This window comes from Youngiibacter fragilis 232.1, from assembly GCF_000495435.3.
Taxonomy (GTDB): Bacteria; Bacillota; Clostridia; order Clostridiales; family Clostridiaceae; genus Youngiibacter; species Youngiibacter fragilis.
In genome coordinates, this window is the sequence record NZ_AXUN02000185.1 from 1 (window position 1) to 17444 (window position 17444).

Below are 17444 nucleotides of genomic sequence, written 5' to 3' on the forward strand. Positions count from 1 at the left end.
ACCTTGAACTGCCTATCGTCTTTGCAATCAGCGTTTCCTGTTTCTTATCTGGGTAGATACGGTATTCATAGGCCTTATGCTGCAGCAATGCACTCACCTCCACCATTATAAAAGCTTGAACTGTCTCATTTCTTTTTCTAACTCTGTATGTACCTGCGGATCTGCTCCTCGGTGTTTTCACTCTGCAGATACACATAATCATTATGCGTTCCCATATCCAAAATATACAAAGCTTTGTCATCAGCAATCAGATTTAACAAATCCTTCACATTTTTATCCGTCTTTCTTATCCGATATCATGTTAGTTCATTACGAGTCAGCCCAAATGATTCTGGATTGTATGGACATATCCGCATCCATAATATATTTTAGACATAAGAATACCTCAGGTCCCTATAACATTTGTATAATGAAAACTACTGGTCAAGGTATTTTGTGGTAATCATTACATGATATATGCTAATGTCTTAAGTACTGCCTATTTATTCACTTCGCTTGCTAACTCACGACTGAAGTCACGAGTTTGCGCAAGCTTTTTCATCAACTCCCTGATCGTTTCTGACTACATTATATTCCTTTGAACCATATTTGTAACGTTGCAGCCACTTTCGTTAAGTGTTGGTCAAAAAAACGGACAATAGCATTATGAATAACCTTGGGCATGATATATAATAAACGTATAGGAATTGGCCGGAGGCGATAAAATGGGAGATATTCTTTTCAGGCTCATAGTATTCATAAGCACAAACAAGAATAACGATGTTGACTACAACATCGCCATAAATATCCTAAAGAACCTCAATGTGGTGGGAAAGCTCACAATAAACCAGCTTGCTGACAAGTGCTATACGTCACCTTCCGCAATCTCAAGGTTCTGCAGGAAGCTTGGCTACGAGAGCTTCGGTGAGTTCAAGGAGACTCTTGCTGCCACCATACGGAGTTACAGGCAGAGGGACTTCATACATGACCTTAGGGCTGAGTTCGGCGAGGATGCAACACTCAAGGAAATGCTGTACAACAAGATCATCAGTGACCTGGACAGCATGAACAACATGGATGAATCGCTCATCAACAGGATAGTCGACATGATCCATGATACTGAGACAGTTGGTATTTTCGGAACACACCTTTCACAGGCATACGCTCAGGACATGGAGATAAATTTCCTGGCAAAAGGCAAGTTCATCAATGCATTCCTGGATATCCAGAAGCAAATGGAGCTCTTGGATACCTTCGATAAGGATTGCCTGGCAATAATATTCAGCCCATCAGGCAAATTCATAACCGGAAACAGGATCATAGCTGAAAAGATAAAATCATCGAAGTGTAAGATCATATTCATCTCCCAGCTTGATTACAGGGATTTCTTCGACAAGGTTGATGTTTACCTGAAGCTTACAGGCAACACAGGGATGTCGGTAATGAACCTTTCCATAAGGTACGCTTCACTCTATGTCCTGGACTACATATTCCTTAAGTACACCGAAAAGTATATAGGAAGCAGGAAAAGCTGACCAAACGGGGCCGAAAGGCTCCTTTTTTTGAACTGCAACCCGCAGTTGACTGTTTGGAAGCCTTGATTGGTGGAGGAAAATAAGGACAGATGGTACCATGCAGCTTAGGAGGGATTGAATATGGTGATCGGGGAAAACATACAGAAGCTAAGAAAAGAATCAGGCCTCTCCCAGGAAGACCTTGCAGAGATGCTTGGTGTGTCCAGGCAGGCGGTATCAAAATGGGAGTCGGATGCAGCCCAGCCAACAATGGTGAACATAATAGCTTTGGCAAAGGCATTTGATGTATCAATTGGCAGCCTCTTCGGGGATGGTCCGGAAAATGAGGCCAAGGGTTCGGAGATAGACCCACAGCTCGTAAGGCTATTCACAGAGCAGAATGAAGCCAACGAGAGGACAGCAAGGCGGAACAGGACAATCGGAGCAGTGGCAATTGCTGTCACAGCGATTTCAATGCTTTCACTATATCTTCTGTTCTCAAAAAGCATCGATTTGATGAAGTCGGAAATGGCAGCACAATCTACAAGGAACGCTGAACTTAACAGCAGGGTCGACCTCCTGAACAGCCTTATAATCAGCCAGCCCGGCAGCATTGCTGATGCCCTTGAAGACAAGCTGAAGACCGGGAACACAAACCTTTCGGATTACTCTGTCATGGTAAGCGAATTCAACGAGAAGGAAGGGACAGTAACCCTGAAGCTTGCTGCATCTCCAAAGGTACATAAGGAAGGCATGACTGCAGAATTCATTGCTGCAACTCCGGGCAGTGAGCCCATATCCGTGAAGGGAGAGCAATCGACAGGATATTTGTTCGCGTGTGAGGTCCAGCTGCCGCTAAGCGATGAAATAAGGCTTTCAGTGGTATTCAGGGAAGGAACTGTTTCTGAGCCCCAATTCCTGGAAATAATCAGGGACCTCAAGTCCCAGTATGTCATGAAGACTGAATTGAGATTCGAAGGAACCACCAGGGTAAGGAATGGAAAATCAAGCATATCAGGCCAGATAATGCTGAAGGTGTTCCCTGCTTTCTCCCGAGGAGATCAGGGAAGGAAGATATCGAACTGGCCTGTGTCAGGAAAGGTAATGCTGTACAACGACACAGCTTTCCTTATGGAAGCATCGCTGCCTGTCAGCGAGGCGTTCACAGACCTTTCCGGAGAGATTACTGAGGCGAACCTCTACACCGACCCTATCGCTTTGGATGCTGATATCCTCTATGGGGGCAAGGGCCTGAGGGCTGTTGCAGTCATAATCGACAACCATGGAAACGAGAGGACAGAAGAAATAGAAATACCCTTCGGACAATCCAATTGAAACATCATCCAAAGGTATCAGATTTAGGTTCCCTTTATGATCCTCTGGATTACTGGAACTGAAGGAAAATAAATAGCCATCCGCAGGTCTTAGTCTGCGGATGGCTTTGTATTGGTTTGAAATTATACGGTTATTTCGGATTCCTGTGCTGATTCATCGGCATACTTCTCAAGTATCGGATCAACCTCATTCTTTATGAAGTCAACTACCTGACCCGGTGCCCTGCCGATGTAGTTGACAGGGTCCATTATGTCCTTGAGCTCATCCTTGCCAAGCCTGAATGAAGGGTCGTTTCCGATCCTTGCCAGAAGGTCGTTGTCCAGGCCTTCCTGCTTGACTCTCTTTGAAGCCTCCATGGAGTGGCCTCTTATGAGTTCATGCAGCTCCTGCCTGTCCCCGCCTCTCTTGACGCCTTCCATGATGATGTTCTCTGTTGCCATGAAGGGAAGTTCATTCATGACGTGTGAGGTTATCATCTTTTCATAGACGACCATGCCCGAGGTTATGTTGATATACAGGTTGAGGACACCGTCAAGTGCAAGGAAAGCCTCTGATATTGATATCCTCTTGTTTGCCGAGTCATCAAGGGTCCTCTCGAACCACTGGGTCGATGCGGTGATTGCAGGGTTCAACGCATCTACGATGACATACCTTGCGAGTGCGCTGATCCTTTCGCTCCTCATGGGGTTCCTCTTGTAGGCCATTGCTGAGGATCCTATCTGGTTCTTCTCGAATGGCTCCTCGATTTCCTTCATGTTCTGCAGCAGCCTCAGATCGTTGCTGAACTTGTATGCGCTCTGTGCGATCTCGCTTAAAGTGTTCAGTATCATTGAGTCGACCTTCCTCGTGTAGGTCTGTCCGGTGATCCTGAAAACCTTGCTGAAGCCGAACTTATCTGATACCTTCTGGTCAAGGAGCATTACCTTCTCCTCGTCATTGTCGAAGAGGCTCATGAAGCTTGCCTGTGTTCCCGTGGTTCCCTTGACTCCCCTGAACCTAAGTGATTCAATGGCGAAGTCAAGCTGCTCCAGGTCAAGTACCAGGTCCTGCATCCACATTGAAGCCCTCTTGCCCACGGTGGTGAGCTGAGCCGGCTGGAGGTGGGTGAAGCCGAGTGTAGGAAGGTCCTTGTACTTCAGTGAGAACTCCTTGAGGTTTCTGATAGTATGGACTAGCTTTGCCCTTATTATCTGCATAGCCTCCCTCATGATTATGAGGTCGGTATTGTCGCCGACGTAGCAGGAGGTGGCTCCGAGATGTATTATTCCTTTTGCTCCGACAGCCTGCAGACCGTATGCGTAGACGTGGCTCATTACATCGTGCCTGACGCTCTTTTCCCTCTCCTCGGCTTCCTTGAAGTTGATGTCATCCTTGAAGCTTCTGAGCTCTTCTATCTGGTCGGCAGTTATTGGAAGCCCAAGCTCCATCTCGACCTCTGCAAGTGCGATCCAAAGCTCTCTCCATGTCCTGAACTTCTTAAGGTCAGAAAATACATAGCTCATTTCCTTGGAAGCATATCTCCTGTTCAATGGGGTCTCATAGGTATCTCTCATATTATCCTCCGTAAAATTTAAAAAACCCTGTTTCCAGGGTTTTATATCCTATTCTTCCAGTGTAGCGATAAGCTTAGATACTTCTTCTACTGCAAGCTCTTCGTCTTCGCCGTTTGCAAACACTACTATGTTAGCTCCCTTTGTTACTCCAAGAGAAAGGACTCCGATAAGGCTCTTTACGTTAGCCTTCTTTCCATTGTATTCAACGCTTACATCAGACTTGAATGATGAAGCCTTCTTTACAAGGAGGGTTGCTGGTCTTGCGTGAAGACCGGTTGGGTTTTTTACAAATACTTCTTTTGAAACCATATAGTTCACCTCATATACATTATTCTGAAACATTAACAAATTCATTATAACATGTTTTGTTCTTTTCTCAATAGTCAATCCTTTGCTAAAAAAATTTCCATGAATTTGACAAAGGCATCGTTTACATAATAATCCGTTTCGACATTACCAACCATCTCAGGGGTAGTGATGATCAGAGGAGTGGTAATTTTGGCCCTTGACTCGACGTACTCCCTGTCCATGTAGAGGAGCTTGTCGCCTGCAGTGACACTGTCACCCTCTCTGACATATACACAGAACCCTCTGCCGCCAAGCTTGGCGGTATCTATTCCTGCATGTATGAGTATAGTGATTCCGGATTTTGTCGCTATGGCAACAGAATTGAGATTCTCCGCCACCATTACCACCTTACCGGAAACAGGAGAGTAGAATATGTCTCCGCTGGGTATTATCCCGGCACCCATTCCACCTACCATGTCCTCGGCAAGGAGCCCGTTGACATCCTCAAGGGGAATCACTTTTCCCGCGACAGGCATGTATAGCTCAAGGTCTGGTCTCATAGCCTTCACTCCCATATCATTCAAAGAGGGACACGAACTCGGATATCCTGTCGAAGCCCTTTCCAATGTTAGCCATTGATGTCGCATAAGAAAGCCTTACGAACCCTTCAAGCCCGAATGCCACTCCCGGCACCACCGCTACAAGGTAATCCTCAAGGAGGAATGCAGAGAAATCCAGGGAATCCTTCACTGTCTTGCCCTTGTAGGTCTTTCCCATAAGCTTCCTGACATCCATCATCACATAGAACGCACCCTTGGGATAAATGCAGGAAAGTCCTTCTATTCCCATGGTCCTCTCGACCATGTAGTCCCTTCTTTTTGCGAATTCAGCGTTCATTTTCGATATCGAGTCCTGACTTCCCTTAAGTGCCTCAACAGCTGCGTACTGCACGAAGCTCGTAGGGTTTGAGGTGGTGTGGCTCTGTATGCTGCCCATGAGCTTCACCAGCTCCTTCGGACCCGCTGCATAACCAAGCCTCCAGCCCGTCATGGCATAGGACTTCGAGAAGCCTCCTACTACCAGGGTCCTCGAATAGGCGTCGTCAGAAAGGGATGCTATGGATACATGCTTCTCATCTCCATAGATGAGCTTTTCATACATCTCATCAGAGATTATGAAAATATCCCTTTTTCTGCAGAATTCAGCTATCTCTGCAAGTTCTTCCCTTGTATATATGGTGCCCGTAGGATTGTTGGGGCTGTTGATGACAAGGACCTTGGACCTAGCGGTAGCCTGCGCCTCGAGGACTTCGACCGTTATCTTGTAGCTGTTCTCCTCTTTTGTATCGAGGAAAACACTCTTTCCTCCGGACAGGGTCACAAGGTCAGGATAGCTTACCCAGTATGGTGTCGCTATAAGGACCTCGTCACCTTCATTCAGGAGAGCCTCGAAAGCATTTGCCAGACACTGCTTTCCTCCGGTTGAGATTATGACCTGCTCCCTGGCATATTTAAGGCCGTTCTCAGCAAGGAGCTTTTCTGCCACAGCATCCTTAAGCTCGTTTATTCCTGATGCAGGGGTATATTTAGTCTTCCCCTCGTTCATTGCCTTTGTTGCCGCGTCTATTATGTTCTGCGGGGTGTTGAAGTCCGGTTCACCCGCACCGAAGCCAACCACATCAAGTCCCTTGTCCTTGAGTTCCTTCGCCTTGGCGGTTATTGCAAGGGTGAGTGACGGTGTAAGGCTTTGTGCTTTTGTCGAATACTGCATTTTACTCCTCCTAGTGTTGTTATGATAGGATGTGTTTTCATCTGTTTGGCTTCCTGAGTCTTCTGGTGCTGCATTGAGTGAGCTTCTTTAAAAGCATCTCATTTACCCCATATTTCCCAAGAAGGTCCATGGGAGCACCTTTTCTGCCGTGGAAGTCACTGCCGCCGGTGATAGCCAGCTGGTACTTCCTGCCGAGGCTGTATAGCCTGCTCATCTGCTCTCTGGTGTGTGACGGGTGGTATACCTCAAGTCCCTGCAGCCCGCAGGGCTTAAGGTCAAGGAGCAGGTCCTCGAAATGCATGGTGAGCAGCTTTTCACCTGGATGAGCTATGCACGGGGTTCCTCCCGCTGCTGAAAGCAGCTTGACAGCATCCCTTGCATCGATCTTGAACCTTTTTTCATAAGCAAGCTTGTCAACATCCAGATAAAGCGAGAAGGCTTCCCTGAAGGTCCTGACGTGCCCGCCGCTCAGGAGAAGCTTGGCTATGTGGGCTCTTCCGTATGAGTCCAAAGGAGGGGCGTCCGTGGGCAGATCAAGCCCCAAAGCCCTGAGATTCCCAAGGATCTTCCGGTACCTCTCAACCCTGTCGACCTTGACCTTTTCGAGAAGCTTTCTGAGCTCACTGTCAAATGGGTCGTGGAAGTAAGACAGGATATGTATCTCCATTCCCTTGTAGTAAGCTGAGATCTCCACTCCCGGTATGATGGTAATTTCACTCCTTGGAGTGAAATTGCCATAGGCATTCAGCGTATCATGGTCGGTAATGGAGATACATCTGATTTCCTTTTCGATTGCAGCTTCAATAATCTCGTCCGGTGTGAATGCACCATCAGAATATGTCGTATGGATGTGAAGATCATTCAGCATAAAACCACCTCTGGCAACTCTAATAATAATATATCATCAAGAGCGCCATTTTAGAACAATTGACAGAAACAAAATGAAGGAGATGCTCTGCACCTCCTTCACGGGTTATTTTGCGTAGTCCACTGAACGTGTCTCCCTGATGACATTGATCTTTATCTGACCAGGATATTCAAGCTCGCTCTCAATTCGCTTTACAATATTCCTTGCCAGGCTCATAGCACCTGCATCGTCGACGACATCCGGCTTTACAATGATACGGATTTCTCTTCCTGCCTGGATCGCATATGACTTGTCGACACCTTCGTAGGAGTTTGCAATCTCCTCCAGCTTGGTAAGCCTCTTGATGTAGTTCTCGAGGGTTTCCCTTCTGGCACCTGGTCTTGCCGCTGATATGGCATCAGCAGCCTGTACAAGTACAGCTTCCATGGACTGCATTTCGAAATCACCGTGGTGTGCTCCGATGGCATTCACTACCAGCGCGGATTCATGGAATTTTTTAGCCAGGTCAGCGCCTATAACGGCGTGAGGTCCTTCAACCTCATGGTCTACAGCCTTTCCGATGTCGTGGAGCAAGCCCGCCCTCTTGGCCAAGGTGGCGTCAAGTCCAAGTTCGCTTGCCATCAGGCCTGCGAGGTTTGCGACTTCGATGGAGTGCTTAAGCACATTCTGGCCATAGCTTGTCCTGAACTTGAGCCGCCCGAGCAGCTTCAGTATTTCAGGATGGATTCCGTGGATACCTACCTCGAAGGAAGCCTGTTCTCCTTCTTCCTTGATTTCGTTCTCCACTTCTTTCTTCGATTTCTCAACCATCTCTTCGATTCTTGCAGGATGTATCCTGCCGTCCACGATAAGCTTTTCAAGCGACAGCTTCGCAATCTCTCTTCTGATCGGGTCGAAGCTTGACAGGATAACTGCCTCAGGCGTGTCATCAATGATGAGGTCAACGCCGGTCAGTGTTTCAAGGGTCCTTATGTTTCTGCCTTCACGGCCTATGATCCTACCCTTCATCTCATCGTTTGGAAGTGCAACTACATGTACTGTCGTCTCGGACACATGGTCCGCCGCACACCTCTGGATCGATGTGGTTATTATCTCCCTTGCCTTCTTGTCGGCATCTTCCTTTGCCCTTGCCTCAATGTCCTTGATCATCTGAGCTGTCTCGTGTTCGATCTCGCCTCTCACTTCATCAAGAAGCAACTTCTTGGCATCGTCCTGAGTAAGTCCGGCTACCCTTTCGAGCTCCTGCCTTCTCTCGGCTATAAGTTCTTCAGCTCTGGTCTCCTTGTCTGCAGCATCCTGCATCTTCTTGACCAGTGCCTCTTCCTTCTTCTCAAGCTGTTCTGTCTTCTTGTCCAGTGTCTCTTCTTTCTGGATGGTTCTTCTCTCGAGTCTCTGTACTTCGGTTCTTCTCTCGCGGAGTTCCTTGTCGAGGTCGTTCCTCAACCTGTGGACTTCATCCTTCGCTTCAAGGACTGCTTCCTTCCTGATGGCTTCCGCCGCCTTTCTGGAGTCCTCAACGATTGCTACACCCTGCTTTTCCGCGTTGCTAAGGATATCCTTAGCGGTTTTCAGCTTTGTCTTTGCTAAATATAATATGATGGCTCCGACGACCGCTGCAGTCAAAAGACCTGTTACCAGTATCGCCATTTGTTCTGGGCGCATCATAACACCTCCTTGCTTTTTTATCATCCTATTAAGCCAAGGATGAAAGCTTGAAAGTGCATATTTTCTCACTGTGATAAATGATAAACCAATATAAATCAATTGTATCCTACACAACGAAAAGTGTCAAACAAAAGCGGTGCTGCATGATATCTTATTTCCAAAACATCCGTTCCCATTGCAATGGCCAGATAGTTAAAAATCCGGATCTTTCGATCCGGGTTTGGACTCTATTTGCTTTTCTTTTCCGGTGCAGACGGAGCTGCTTCTGCTGTATCAGACTTTGCAAGAGGCAGCTTGTATTTGCTCCTTATCTTGTTCTCGATCTCTAGAAGCACATCCTTGTTCTCTGAGAGGTAGGCCTTGGAATTTTCACGTCCCTGGCCAAGCCTGACGTCATTGTATGAGAACCAGGCTCCGGATTTCTGGACAATCTCTTCCCTGACTGCAACATCGAGTACTGTACCCTCTCTGGAGATTCCACCGTTGTACATGATGTCGAATTCAGCCTGTTTGAAGGGAGGTGCGACCTTGTTCTTAATGACCTTGATCCTCGTCCTGTTTCCTGTGACGCTGTCGCCGGATTTGATCGAATCTATCCTCCTTATGTCCATCCTCACTGAGGCATAGAACTTCAGGGCCCTTCCTCCAGGTGTTACCTCAGGGCTTCCGAACATGACACCGACCTTCTCCCTGAGCTGGTTTATGAATATTATGGAGCATTTTGTCTTGTTAACCGTACCTGCAAGTTTTCTAAGGGCCTGAGACATGAGCCTTGCCTGAAGTCCTACATGGCTGTCTCCCATCTCGCCTTCGATTTCCGCCCTTGGTACGAGAGCCGCTACAGAGTCGACAACTATGAGGTCTATGGCGTTTGACCTTACCAGTGCTTCTGCGATTTCCAGTGCCTGCTCGCCTGTGTCAGGCTGAGAGACCAGCAGGTTGTCAATATCGACTCCAAGGACCTTCGCATACTGAGGGTCCAGGGCATGCTCAGCGTCAATGAATGCCGCCGCACCGCCCAGCTTCTGGGCCTCCGCTATGACATGGAGGGATACAGTGGTCTTACCTGAAGATTCAGGTCCGTATATCTCAATTATCCTTCCCTTGGGTATTCCGCCAATTCCGAGGGCGATATCCAGGTCAAGGCATCCTGTGGGTATCGATTCAAGGCTGTGGTTGGCTTCTTCGCCGAGCTTCATGACAGAGCCCTTGCCGAATTGCTTCTCTATCTGGCTGACTGCTGCTTCAAGGGCCTTCAGTTTATCGGGATTAATGTTTGCCAATTATTCATTCCTCCTATCTAAGTCGACGAGTGTCGAACATTAGTTCATTTTTATTATAAGGCACCCTAATGGTGCTGTCAACAATGCACGCATATACATTATGCAATCATCCACACAATTCTTGCACGATATCAGTTGTTTTTTCTGCTCCTGTAGTAATCGAGGGTCTCCCTTATTCCTCCTGAGAGGTTCCAGCTGGGGGCCCAGCCAATGGCATCGTTAAGCTTCCTGTATGTCATGTACGTCCTGTATATGTCGCCTTCCCTTGGCTCCCTGAATACAGGAAGTCCGTTGAAACCAAGGTCATGGGCTATCTCGTTATAAAGTTCCATAACTGATATCTCAGTGCCCGTACAGCAGTTGTAGATCTCGTTGTCCAGAGAATCAAGTGCAAGTGCGTTTGCCTTTGCCACGTCCTTCACGTAGATGAAGTCCCTTGTCTGGTTTCCATCCCCATAGATATCTGGAACCAGACCTTCAGTCATCTTCTCACAGAAGATGGCGACTACTCCGCCCTCACCGGTAGAATCCTGTCTTGGTCCGTAGACATTGGAGTAGCGCAGCACGGTATAGCTTATTCCATAGAGTCTGGAATAGACCTCAAGGTAATGCTCGACAGTATGCTTTGATACCCCATAGCCGCTCATCATGCTGAGCGGATGCTTCTCGTCTATCGGAAGATACTGCGGGTCCGAGAACATGGCCGCGGTTGCAGGATATATCACCTTCCTTACCTTGAATTCCCTGCAGCACTCAAGAAGGTTGAGGGTTCCGAGTATGTTCACTTCAGCGTCATAAAGAGGATCCTTTATCGAGTTCGGGACCTTTATCTGCGCAGCCTCGTGTATAAGCACTTCAGGCCTGAATTCCTCGAATGCGGTCATTATTCCCCTGTCCCTTATGTCATATTCGTAGAATCTGACATTTTCGTTAAGGTTCTCAAGCTTTCCATGGACCAGGCTGTCAATGACCGCCACATCATGTCCTTCAGAAACAAGCAGGTCGGCAATGTGGGAGCCTATGAATCCAGCTCCTCCTGTAATCATTATCTTCATATTTAGTCCTTTCAGCGTGTATTTAGCCCTTCAGGTACTTCTTGATGTCCGACAGGACATCATCATCAGGAGCGATTTTTTCCCCTATTGCTATATGCTTCATGGCAGATTCCATGTCCCCGAGGTTGACGTAGCACATGATGAGGTTCGTAAGAACCTCAATTGTCATGGTCCTGTCAAAGAGAGGCCTGAAATAGGAAACCGCGGTCTCGAAGTCTCCCATGGCAGCATAGTTTATTCCAAGCTCATTGATGACATCAGCGTAACCGTCGTCCAGAGCCAGTGCTTCGTTCAGGTAATAGACAGCCTTGTCGTGATTCTTCAGGTTCCTGCAGGCTATTGCAACCTGGAGCAAAAGCTTTGGATTGTCAGACTCCGAAGGGAGGACTGGCAGGATCATATCCAAAAACCTTGCAGGGTCATCATAAAGGATAGCTTCCGACTCTTCAAGGAGTGCCTTCCTGCCTATCCTCTCAAGCTCAGACGAAAGCTCTTCAGTCTCCTCGCCTCCGGACGCAATGTAGTCCCTGAGGACGACAAGCGCCTTCGGGAAGTCACCCTTCATCCTTAGCGCAGAGCCAAGGAACAGCTTGGCATCAAGGAGTCCATCCTTAGCCACCTCTTCAGCCAAAGCGAGGAAGCCATCGAGATAGCTCCTGTCATCGATGGACATCTCTTCGAGAAGAGCCAGAGTGTTGACAGCCACGTCCTTATCCCTGTGGACCTCATAAAGGCCAAGGAGATACACGATAGCTTCATCCTTCCTCCCATCCTTTATCAGTCGGGCAACAAGGCTCTTGACCAGGCCTTCCATCCCTATGTTCTCCAGCATGAGCCTGTAGGCTTCCTTATATCTGAATCCTCTGTCCGCTCCAAGGCAGTAGTACATACCCTTGACGAACTCTCCGACAGGAAGATTCCTGACCATGTCCCTTTCCAGGTTCTTTGCGATGTAGTCAGGCGACAAAGGGACATACACCTCGCCTTCGATGTCAGCCAGGCCGTCAGCCTTGAATGCCTTGGCAGCGAAATCCTTCTTGAGTTCAAGGAAAATGAGCTTTGAAAGCTTCTCCTTCAGTCCTAGCCTAAAATCCATATTACCTCCAGAACGATGGCATACCAAAGATGGTATGCCATCGTTCAAATCTTTAATTATTAAACCGTTCTGTTTATTCGAAGCCCTTGTTGACGGCATCGACTACTGCCTTCTTGAAGGCTTCTAGCTTGTTCCTGGAATCATCAAGGTCCTTCCCTGTGACTGCCACATAGGCCTTCATCTTGGGCTCTGTTCCGGATGGCCTGACAACGAACCAGGAATCATCTTCAAGAGTATACTTTATTACGTTGGAAGATGGAAGTGTTATCTCTTCCTTCCTGCCTGTCAGAAGGTCGGTCTTCTCTCTGAGCTTATAGTCTTCCTTGGAGAGAGTCCTGACTCCGTCAACCTCTGTGAGGGTAGTGTCCCTCATGTACTCGATGCATTTCCTGATCTTGTCCTGACCGTCCTTGCCCTCCAGGGTAAAGGAGACTATGGCTTCGTTGAAGTAGCCGTACTTCTCGTAAACCTCAATCAGCGCATCATAGAGGGTCATGCCCTTCTTCTTGTAGTAAAGAGCCATTTCACATACAAGCATGGAAGCAACGACAGCATCCTTGTCCCTTACGAAGTCCCCGGCAAGGTAGCCAAAGGATTCCTCGAAGCCGAATATGAAGGTCTTTTCTTTGGTGGCCTTGAACTCCTCGATCTTTTCTCCGATATACTTGAAACCTGTGAGGACATCCATGAGTTCTACACCATATGATGCAGCTATCTTCCTTACGCTCTCAGTGGACACAATGGTCTTTATTACAACACCGTTGGCAGGAAGCCTTCCCTCTTCCTTCAATGCGTTCAGGAGATAGTAGGTAAGCAGCATTCCGGTCTGGTTGCCTGTAAGGACTCTGCTTCCGCCGTCCTTTTCAGTTACAACAACGCCTATCCTGTCACAGTCAGGGTCTGTTCCAAAAATGATGTCAGGCTTGACTTCCTTTGCCATCTCCAGAGCCAGTGTGAATACCGCAGGGTTCTCAGGGTTAGGGTAAGGGGCTGTCGGGAAGTTCCCGTCCGGAGCCTCCTGTTCTTTCACTATGTGGACGCTGGTATAGCCAAGTTCTCCAAGGACCCTTCTTACAGGGACATTGCCTGAGCCATGAAGAGGCGTGTATATTATCTGGAGCTCAGATGCGCTTTCCTTTACGAGGTCCTTCTTTACAGTGACTGTCTTTATCGAGTCTATGTAGGATTTGTCGACCTCCTCGCCAATGTAGACTAGAAGACCCTTTTCAATGGCCTCGTCCTCACTCATTGATTTCACGTCACCAAAGGAAGCCACTTCCCCGATCTTTGAAAGGACTATGTCGGCTGCCTCGTCAGTAAGCTGCCCGCCATAAGCTCCGTATACCTTGTAGCCGTTGTATTGCTTCGGATTGTGGGATGCAGTTATCACTATGCCTGCATCTGCATTAAGGTACCTTACAGCATAGGAAAGCATTGGCACAGGCCTCAGGCTTTCAAATAGACAGGCCTTTACTCCGTGTGCTGCAAGAATGAGGGCAGCAGTCTTTGCGAAGGTGTCAGACTTGATCCTCGAGTCATACGCGATGGCACACGATGGCGTACCTGGGAAGGTCTCTGCAATGTACCTTGCGAGTCCCTCAGTGGCTTTTCCGACAGTATGCTCGTTCATCCTGTTGGTTCCGGCTCCTAAGACTCCTCTGAGTCCTGCAGTACCGAATTCCAGGTCCTGGTAAAACCTGTCCTCTATTTCCTTTTCATCAGTAATCGCCTTCAGCTCCTCTTTGAATTCCGGGAGCACGCTGTCGTCCTTAAGCCATGATTCGTACTTTTCCATATAGGTCATGATAAACCTCCTAAAACATAATCATATCTTTATCTAATATTATATAATAAGATTGAGTTGAATGCAGTCGTTAAGATCAATATCTGTCAAATTTGCTTCAAAGTACACATTTCTCAACAAATCACACTACAGGAGGACAAGATATGCACAGCAGGAAAATACGCAGCATTATAATAAAGGCGACAGCCTTTCTGGTCATAGCTTCAGCTTCGGCAATATCGGGAGTTACAACGTGGACAGACATGGAAGGCACAGTAACAGAGGTTTCCGCCCTTGAGCTTCAGGGTACGGTCACTGTGACCTGCAGTGCCCTCTGGACTTACAGCAGACCTGACTGGACAGCAAGGACAAAGGTAGCCTACAGAGGTGAATCCTTCACGGCTTCTGAGAAGATATCAGTAGAAGGAAGGGATATGTACAGGCTCTCAAACGGAGCTTACATCAGCGCTAATCCAGCGTATGTAACCTTCAGCCAGTCTGCAGCGCCTTCAGTTCCTGCTCCTGAAATAAAGACAACAACTGCAAACCTGAACATGAGGACTGGACCGGGTACCGGCTACCAGATAATCATGGTGATTCCAAAGGGTGCGCAGGTCACGGCATCTGGATCCGAAAACGGATGGTACAGGGTCACGTACCAGGGATCAACCGGCTGGGCTTCAGGAGCATATCTTGTTTCTCCTGACACGCAGGCTCCATCACCAGCACCATCAGCAAGCGCGACATACATAAGGACAACTGCAAACCTCAACATGAGGACCGGAGCCAGTACAGGATACTCCATAATTACGACCATACCTTCTGGTACGAAGCTTGAATCACTGGCGACATCAGGCGGGTGGCACAAGGTCAGCTACAACGGAAGGACCGGCTGGGTGTCAGGAGGATATGTATCAATACTCTCAGGCTACACCCAGAAGGTAATTGGGATCCCCTACGTGAACCAGTACTCACCGGTATACGCCCCCATGGGCTGCGAGGGAGCAAGCCTCCTCATGGCACTCAAATACAAGGGATACACTTCACTCGACCTCAAGGCATTCCTTGATGCGATGCCGAAGACTGAAAGGGACCCCTTCAACGGATTCGCAAGCACTCCATACAAGATAGTCTCTGGAGTTCCTGAGATATTCCAGTCAATATTCCCTGCTGCACTTACAGCCTTCGGCAAGAGGTACAGCGGCAATGTGGCGGATGGTTCGGGATACACCACTGCGCAGCTGAAGGCAGAGATAGACAAGGGAAATCCTGTTGTAGTCTATGTCACTACCAGAAACTACGAGACACCTGTCTGGAAGGTCTATGACATGGGTCCTTCAGGCAGCGTGAACATCGTCGACAACATGCATGTCATGGTCCTTACCGGCTACAATTCAGATGGCGAGTACCATGTCACCGATCCGGCAAGCTCCAGGAACACCTACTGGGTGAGCCAGGTGAAGTTTGAGACAGCCTACAACGCACTCAGGTGGGCAGTTGTAGTAAGATAGGAAAATGCATTGGCCCCGGAATCCAAAACTTCTGCACGGTTTCCTAAAATATCGTATAATTAATTGAATCGAAACCAAATTGTGTTATTATATAAAATAGTGATTTTGGTACTGGCATGTAACACCCTGCCGCTGATTCCATATGGCCGCATGGCCGTCACAATCCAAGAAAGAGGGTGCCGTTGAAAGTTGTACAAGCTTAATCAGAACGAGACTCCGATGTTTGACGCTTTAATGGAATATGTCGACAGAGAGACGATTCCCTTTCATGTGCCAGGGCACAAGAAGGGTGAAGGTGTAGAGAAGAAGTTCAAGAAATTCATGGGAGAAAATCCATTCAAGATAGACGTGACTGTTTTTCAGCTGGTTGACTCCCTCCACCACCCCACAGGACCTATAAAGAAGGCCCAGGAGCTGGCTGCGGACGCCTATGGCGCCGATGCCACTTTCTTTTCCATACACGGGACTTCGGGAGCCATACAGGCAATGATCATGTCCGTGGTTAGTGAAGGAGATACAATAATAGTCCCCAGGAACGTGCACAAGTCCATAACAGCCGGCATAATCCTGTCAGGAGCTATCCCGGTATACATGCAGCCTGAACTTGACAAGAAACTTGGCATAGCTCAGGGAGTGACCCCGGAGACTGTTCAGGAGACACTCAGGCAGAATCCTCATGCCAAGGCAGTGCTCATAATAAATCCTACCTACTATGGTGTGGCTACAGAGCTGAAGAGGATCGCGGACATAGTCCATGAGTATGACATACCTCTCATCGTCGATGAAGCCCACGGACCACATCTGGCATTCAATGATAAGCTGCCGATGTGCGCCATGGAGGCCGGTGCCGACCTGTGCGCGCAGAGTACGCACAAGATAATCGGTGCGATGACCCAGGCCTCGCTTCTGCATGTGAGGACGAAGTATGTAAGCCAGTCAAGGGTTCAGGCGATAATGAACCTTCTTCAGACTACATCCCCTTCCTATCTGCTGCTTGCATCACTTGACACATCAAGGAAGCAGATCGCACTGGAGGGTGAGGAGCTCCTCGACAAGGCGATAGAGAATGCGGAATATGCAAGGGCTGAAATAAACAAGATACCAGGCTTCTACTGTTTCGGAAAGGAGATCCTTGGTAATCCCGGAGTATTCGCACTTGATCCAACAAAGATCTGCATAACCTGCAGGGACCTGGGAATTACAGGATTCGACCTGGACATGATACTTTCAAACAAGTACCACATCCAGATGGAGCTTTCGGACCTCTACAACGTGCTTGCAGTGGGCTCCTTCGGAGATACCAGGGAGAATCTTGATACGCTCATAGCAGCGCTCAAGGAGATAAGCGAGGAATACATGGACAAGAATGCTGTGAAGCCTGATTTCATAGACATTCCGGCAATACCCAAGCAGGTCCTGATCCCCAGGGAAGCCTTCAACGGATACAAGGAATCGGTTCTCCTCGAGGACAGCATCGGAGAAGTCAGCGGCGAGTTCCTCATGGCATATCCTCCGGGAATCCCGGTGCTATGTCCGGGAGAGGTAATCACGGAAGAGATAGTGAAGTACGTGGGTGACCTCAAGAAGACCGGACTTTATGTACAGGGCACGGAAGACCCTAAGGTAGAGTCAATCAAGGTAGTGATCAGATAAGTGTAATGCAGCCCCTGCCAATGAGATTGGCAGGGGTATTTTCATGTTATTTGCGAACATCGAACATATGTGCTATAATGGGTCATGAAAT

General features: G+C 48.1%; 15 protein-coding genes. 4 read left to right on the forward strand and 11 right to left on the reverse strand.

Annotated elements, in window-relative coordinates; translation table 11 throughout:
- Nucleotides 1-181: helix-turn-helix domain-containing protein (locus tag T472_RS20020; RefSeq protein WP_201781766.1), on the reverse strand; the 181-nt coding region annotated here is incomplete at its 3' end.
- A gap of 523 nt (nt 182-704) precedes the next feature.
- On the opposite strand from T472_RS20020, the gene T472_RS12105 reads away from it, so the two are divergent.
- Nucleotides 705-1514 (forward strand): MurR/RpiR family transcriptional regulator, encoded by an 810-nt coding sequence (locus T472_RS12105; RefSeq protein WP_023383930.1) that lies wholly within the window; start codon nt 705-707, stop codon nt 1512-1514.
- A gap of 120 nt (nt 1515-1634) precedes the next feature.
- Nucleotides 1635-2828, forward strand: a complete 1194-nt coding sequence (locus T472_RS12110) for a helix-turn-helix domain-containing protein (protein ID WP_023383929.1) — start codon at nt 1635-1637, stop codon at nt 2826-2828.
- A gap of 122 nt (nt 2829-2950) precedes the next feature.
- Here T472_RS12110 and purB read toward each other — a convergent pair whose 3' ends face one another.
- The 10 genes from purB to T472_RS12160 form a co-directional block, all read right to left on the reverse strand.
- Nucleotides 2951-4381, reverse strand: coding sequence for an adenylosuccinate lyase (purB, locus tag T472_RS12115; RefSeq protein WP_023383928.1), 1431 nt, complete (start codon nt 4379-4381; stop codon nt 2951-2953).
- Between the two features lie 48 nt (nt 4382-4429).
- Nucleotides 4430-4690 carry an HPr family phosphocarrier protein gene (locus T472_RS12120; RefSeq protein WP_023383927.1) on the reverse strand — a complete coding sequence of 87 codons (261 nt, stop codon included), beginning with the start codon at nt 4688-4690 and terminating at the stop codon, nt 4430-4432.
- 74 nt (nt 4691-4764) lie between these two features.
- Complete coding sequence (locus T472_RS12125) at nt 4765-5229, reverse strand: PTS sugar transporter subunit IIA (protein WP_023383926.1); 465 nt, start codon at nt 5227-5229, stop codon at nt 4765-4767.
- A gap of 16 nt (nt 5230-5245) precedes the next feature.
- Nucleotides 5246-6439, reverse strand: coding sequence for a pyridoxal phosphate-dependent aminotransferase (locus T472_RS12130; RefSeq protein ID WP_023383925.1), 1194 nt, complete (start codon nt 6437-6439; stop codon nt 5246-5248).
- Between the two features lie 37 nt (nt 6440-6476).
- Complete coding sequence (locus T472_RS12135; protein ID WP_023383924.1) at nt 6477-7307, reverse strand: PHP domain-containing protein; 831 nt, start codon at nt 7305-7307, stop codon at nt 6477-6479.
- A gap of 105 nt (nt 7308-7412) precedes the next feature.
- Nucleotides 7413-8954 carry a ribonuclease Y gene (rny, locus tag T472_RS12140; protein WP_023383923.1) on the reverse strand — a complete coding sequence of 514 codons (1542 nt, stop codon included), beginning with the start codon at nt 8952-8954 and terminating at the stop codon, nt 7413-7415.
- Between the two features lie 245 nt (nt 8955-9199).
- Nucleotides 9200-10255 (reverse strand): recombinase RecA, encoded by a 1056-nt coding sequence (gene recA, locus T472_RS12145; protein ID WP_023863618.1) that lies wholly within the window; start codon nt 10253-10255, stop codon nt 9200-9202.
- A gap of 131 nt (nt 10256-10386) precedes the next feature.
- Nucleotides 10387-11310: an NAD-dependent epimerase/dehydratase family protein gene (locus T472_RS12150; protein ID WP_023386516.1), complete on the reverse strand. Its 924-nt coding sequence runs from the start codon at nt 11308-11310 to the stop codon at nt 10387-10389.
- Nucleotides 11311-11332: 22 nt separating this feature from the next.
- Entirely contained in the window at nt 11333-12406 is a 1074-nt protein-coding gene (locus T472_RS12155) for a tetratricopeptide repeat protein (RefSeq protein ID WP_023386518.1), read from the reverse strand.
- A 73-nt stretch (nt 12407-12479) separates the two neighbouring features.
- On the reverse strand, nt 12480-14210 hold the full coding sequence (locus tag T472_RS12160) for a phospho-sugar mutase (RefSeq protein WP_023386520.1): 1731 nt from the start codon (nt 14208-14210) through the stop codon (nt 12480-12482).
- Between the two features lie 143 nt (nt 14211-14353).
- Between T472_RS12160 and T472_RS12165 the strand changes: the two genes are divergently transcribed.
- Complete coding sequence (locus tag T472_RS12165) at nt 14354-15700, forward strand: SH3 domain-containing protein (protein WP_023863619.1); 1347 nt, start codon at nt 14354-14356, stop codon at nt 15698-15700.
- A gap of 189 nt (nt 15701-15889) precedes the next feature.
- Nucleotides 15890-17353: an aminotransferase class I/II-fold pyridoxal phosphate-dependent enzyme gene (locus tag T472_RS12170; protein ID WP_023383262.1), complete on the forward strand. Its 1464-nt coding sequence runs from the start codon at nt 15890-15892 to the stop codon at nt 17351-17353.
- Nucleotides 17354-17444: the final 91 nt, after the last annotated feature.

Coding starts and splice junctions, on each gene's coding strand:
- T472_RS12105 (WP_023383930.1), top strand. CDS start 705: ATGGGAGATATTCTTTTCAGGCTCATAGTATTCATAAGCACAAACAAG.
- T472_RS12110 (WP_023383929.1), top strand. CDS start 1,635: ATGGTGATCGGGGAAAACATACAGAAGCTAAGAAAAGAATCAGGCCTC.
- purB (WP_023383928.1), bottom strand. CDS start 4,381: ATGAGAGATACCTATGAGACCCCATTGAACAGGAGATATGCTTCCAAG.
- T472_RS12120 (WP_023383927.1), bottom strand. CDS start 4,690: ATGGTTTCAAAAGAAGTATTTGTAAAAAACCCAACCGGTCTTCACGCA.
- T472_RS12125 (WP_023383926.1), bottom strand. CDS start 5,229: ATGAGACCAGACCTTGAGCTATACATGCCTGTCGCGGGAAAAGTGATT.
- T472_RS12130 (WP_023383925.1), bottom strand. CDS start 6,439: ATGCAGTATTCGACAAAAGCACAAAGCCTTACACCGTCACTCACCCTT.
- T472_RS12135 (WP_023383924.1), bottom strand. CDS start 7,307: ATGCTGAATGATCTTCACATCCATACGACATATTCTGATGGTGCATTC.
- rny (WP_023383923.1), bottom strand. CDS start 8,954: ATGGCGATACTGGTAACAGGTCTTTTGACTGCAGCGGTCGTCGGAGCC.
- T472_RS12150 (WP_023386516.1), bottom strand. CDS start 11,310: ATGAAGATAATGATTACAGGAGGAGCTGGATTCATAGGCTCCCACATT.
- T472_RS12155 (WP_023386518.1), bottom strand. CDS start 12,406: ATGGATTTTAGGCTAGGACTGAAGGAGAAGCTTTCAAAGCTCATTTTC.
- T472_RS12160 (WP_023386520.1), bottom strand. CDS start 14,210: ATGACCTATATGGAAAAGTACGAATCATGGCTTAAGGACGACAGCGTG.
- T472_RS12165 (WP_023863619.1), top strand. CDS start 14,354: ATGCACAGCAGGAAAATACGCAGCATTATAATAAAGGCGACAGCCTTT.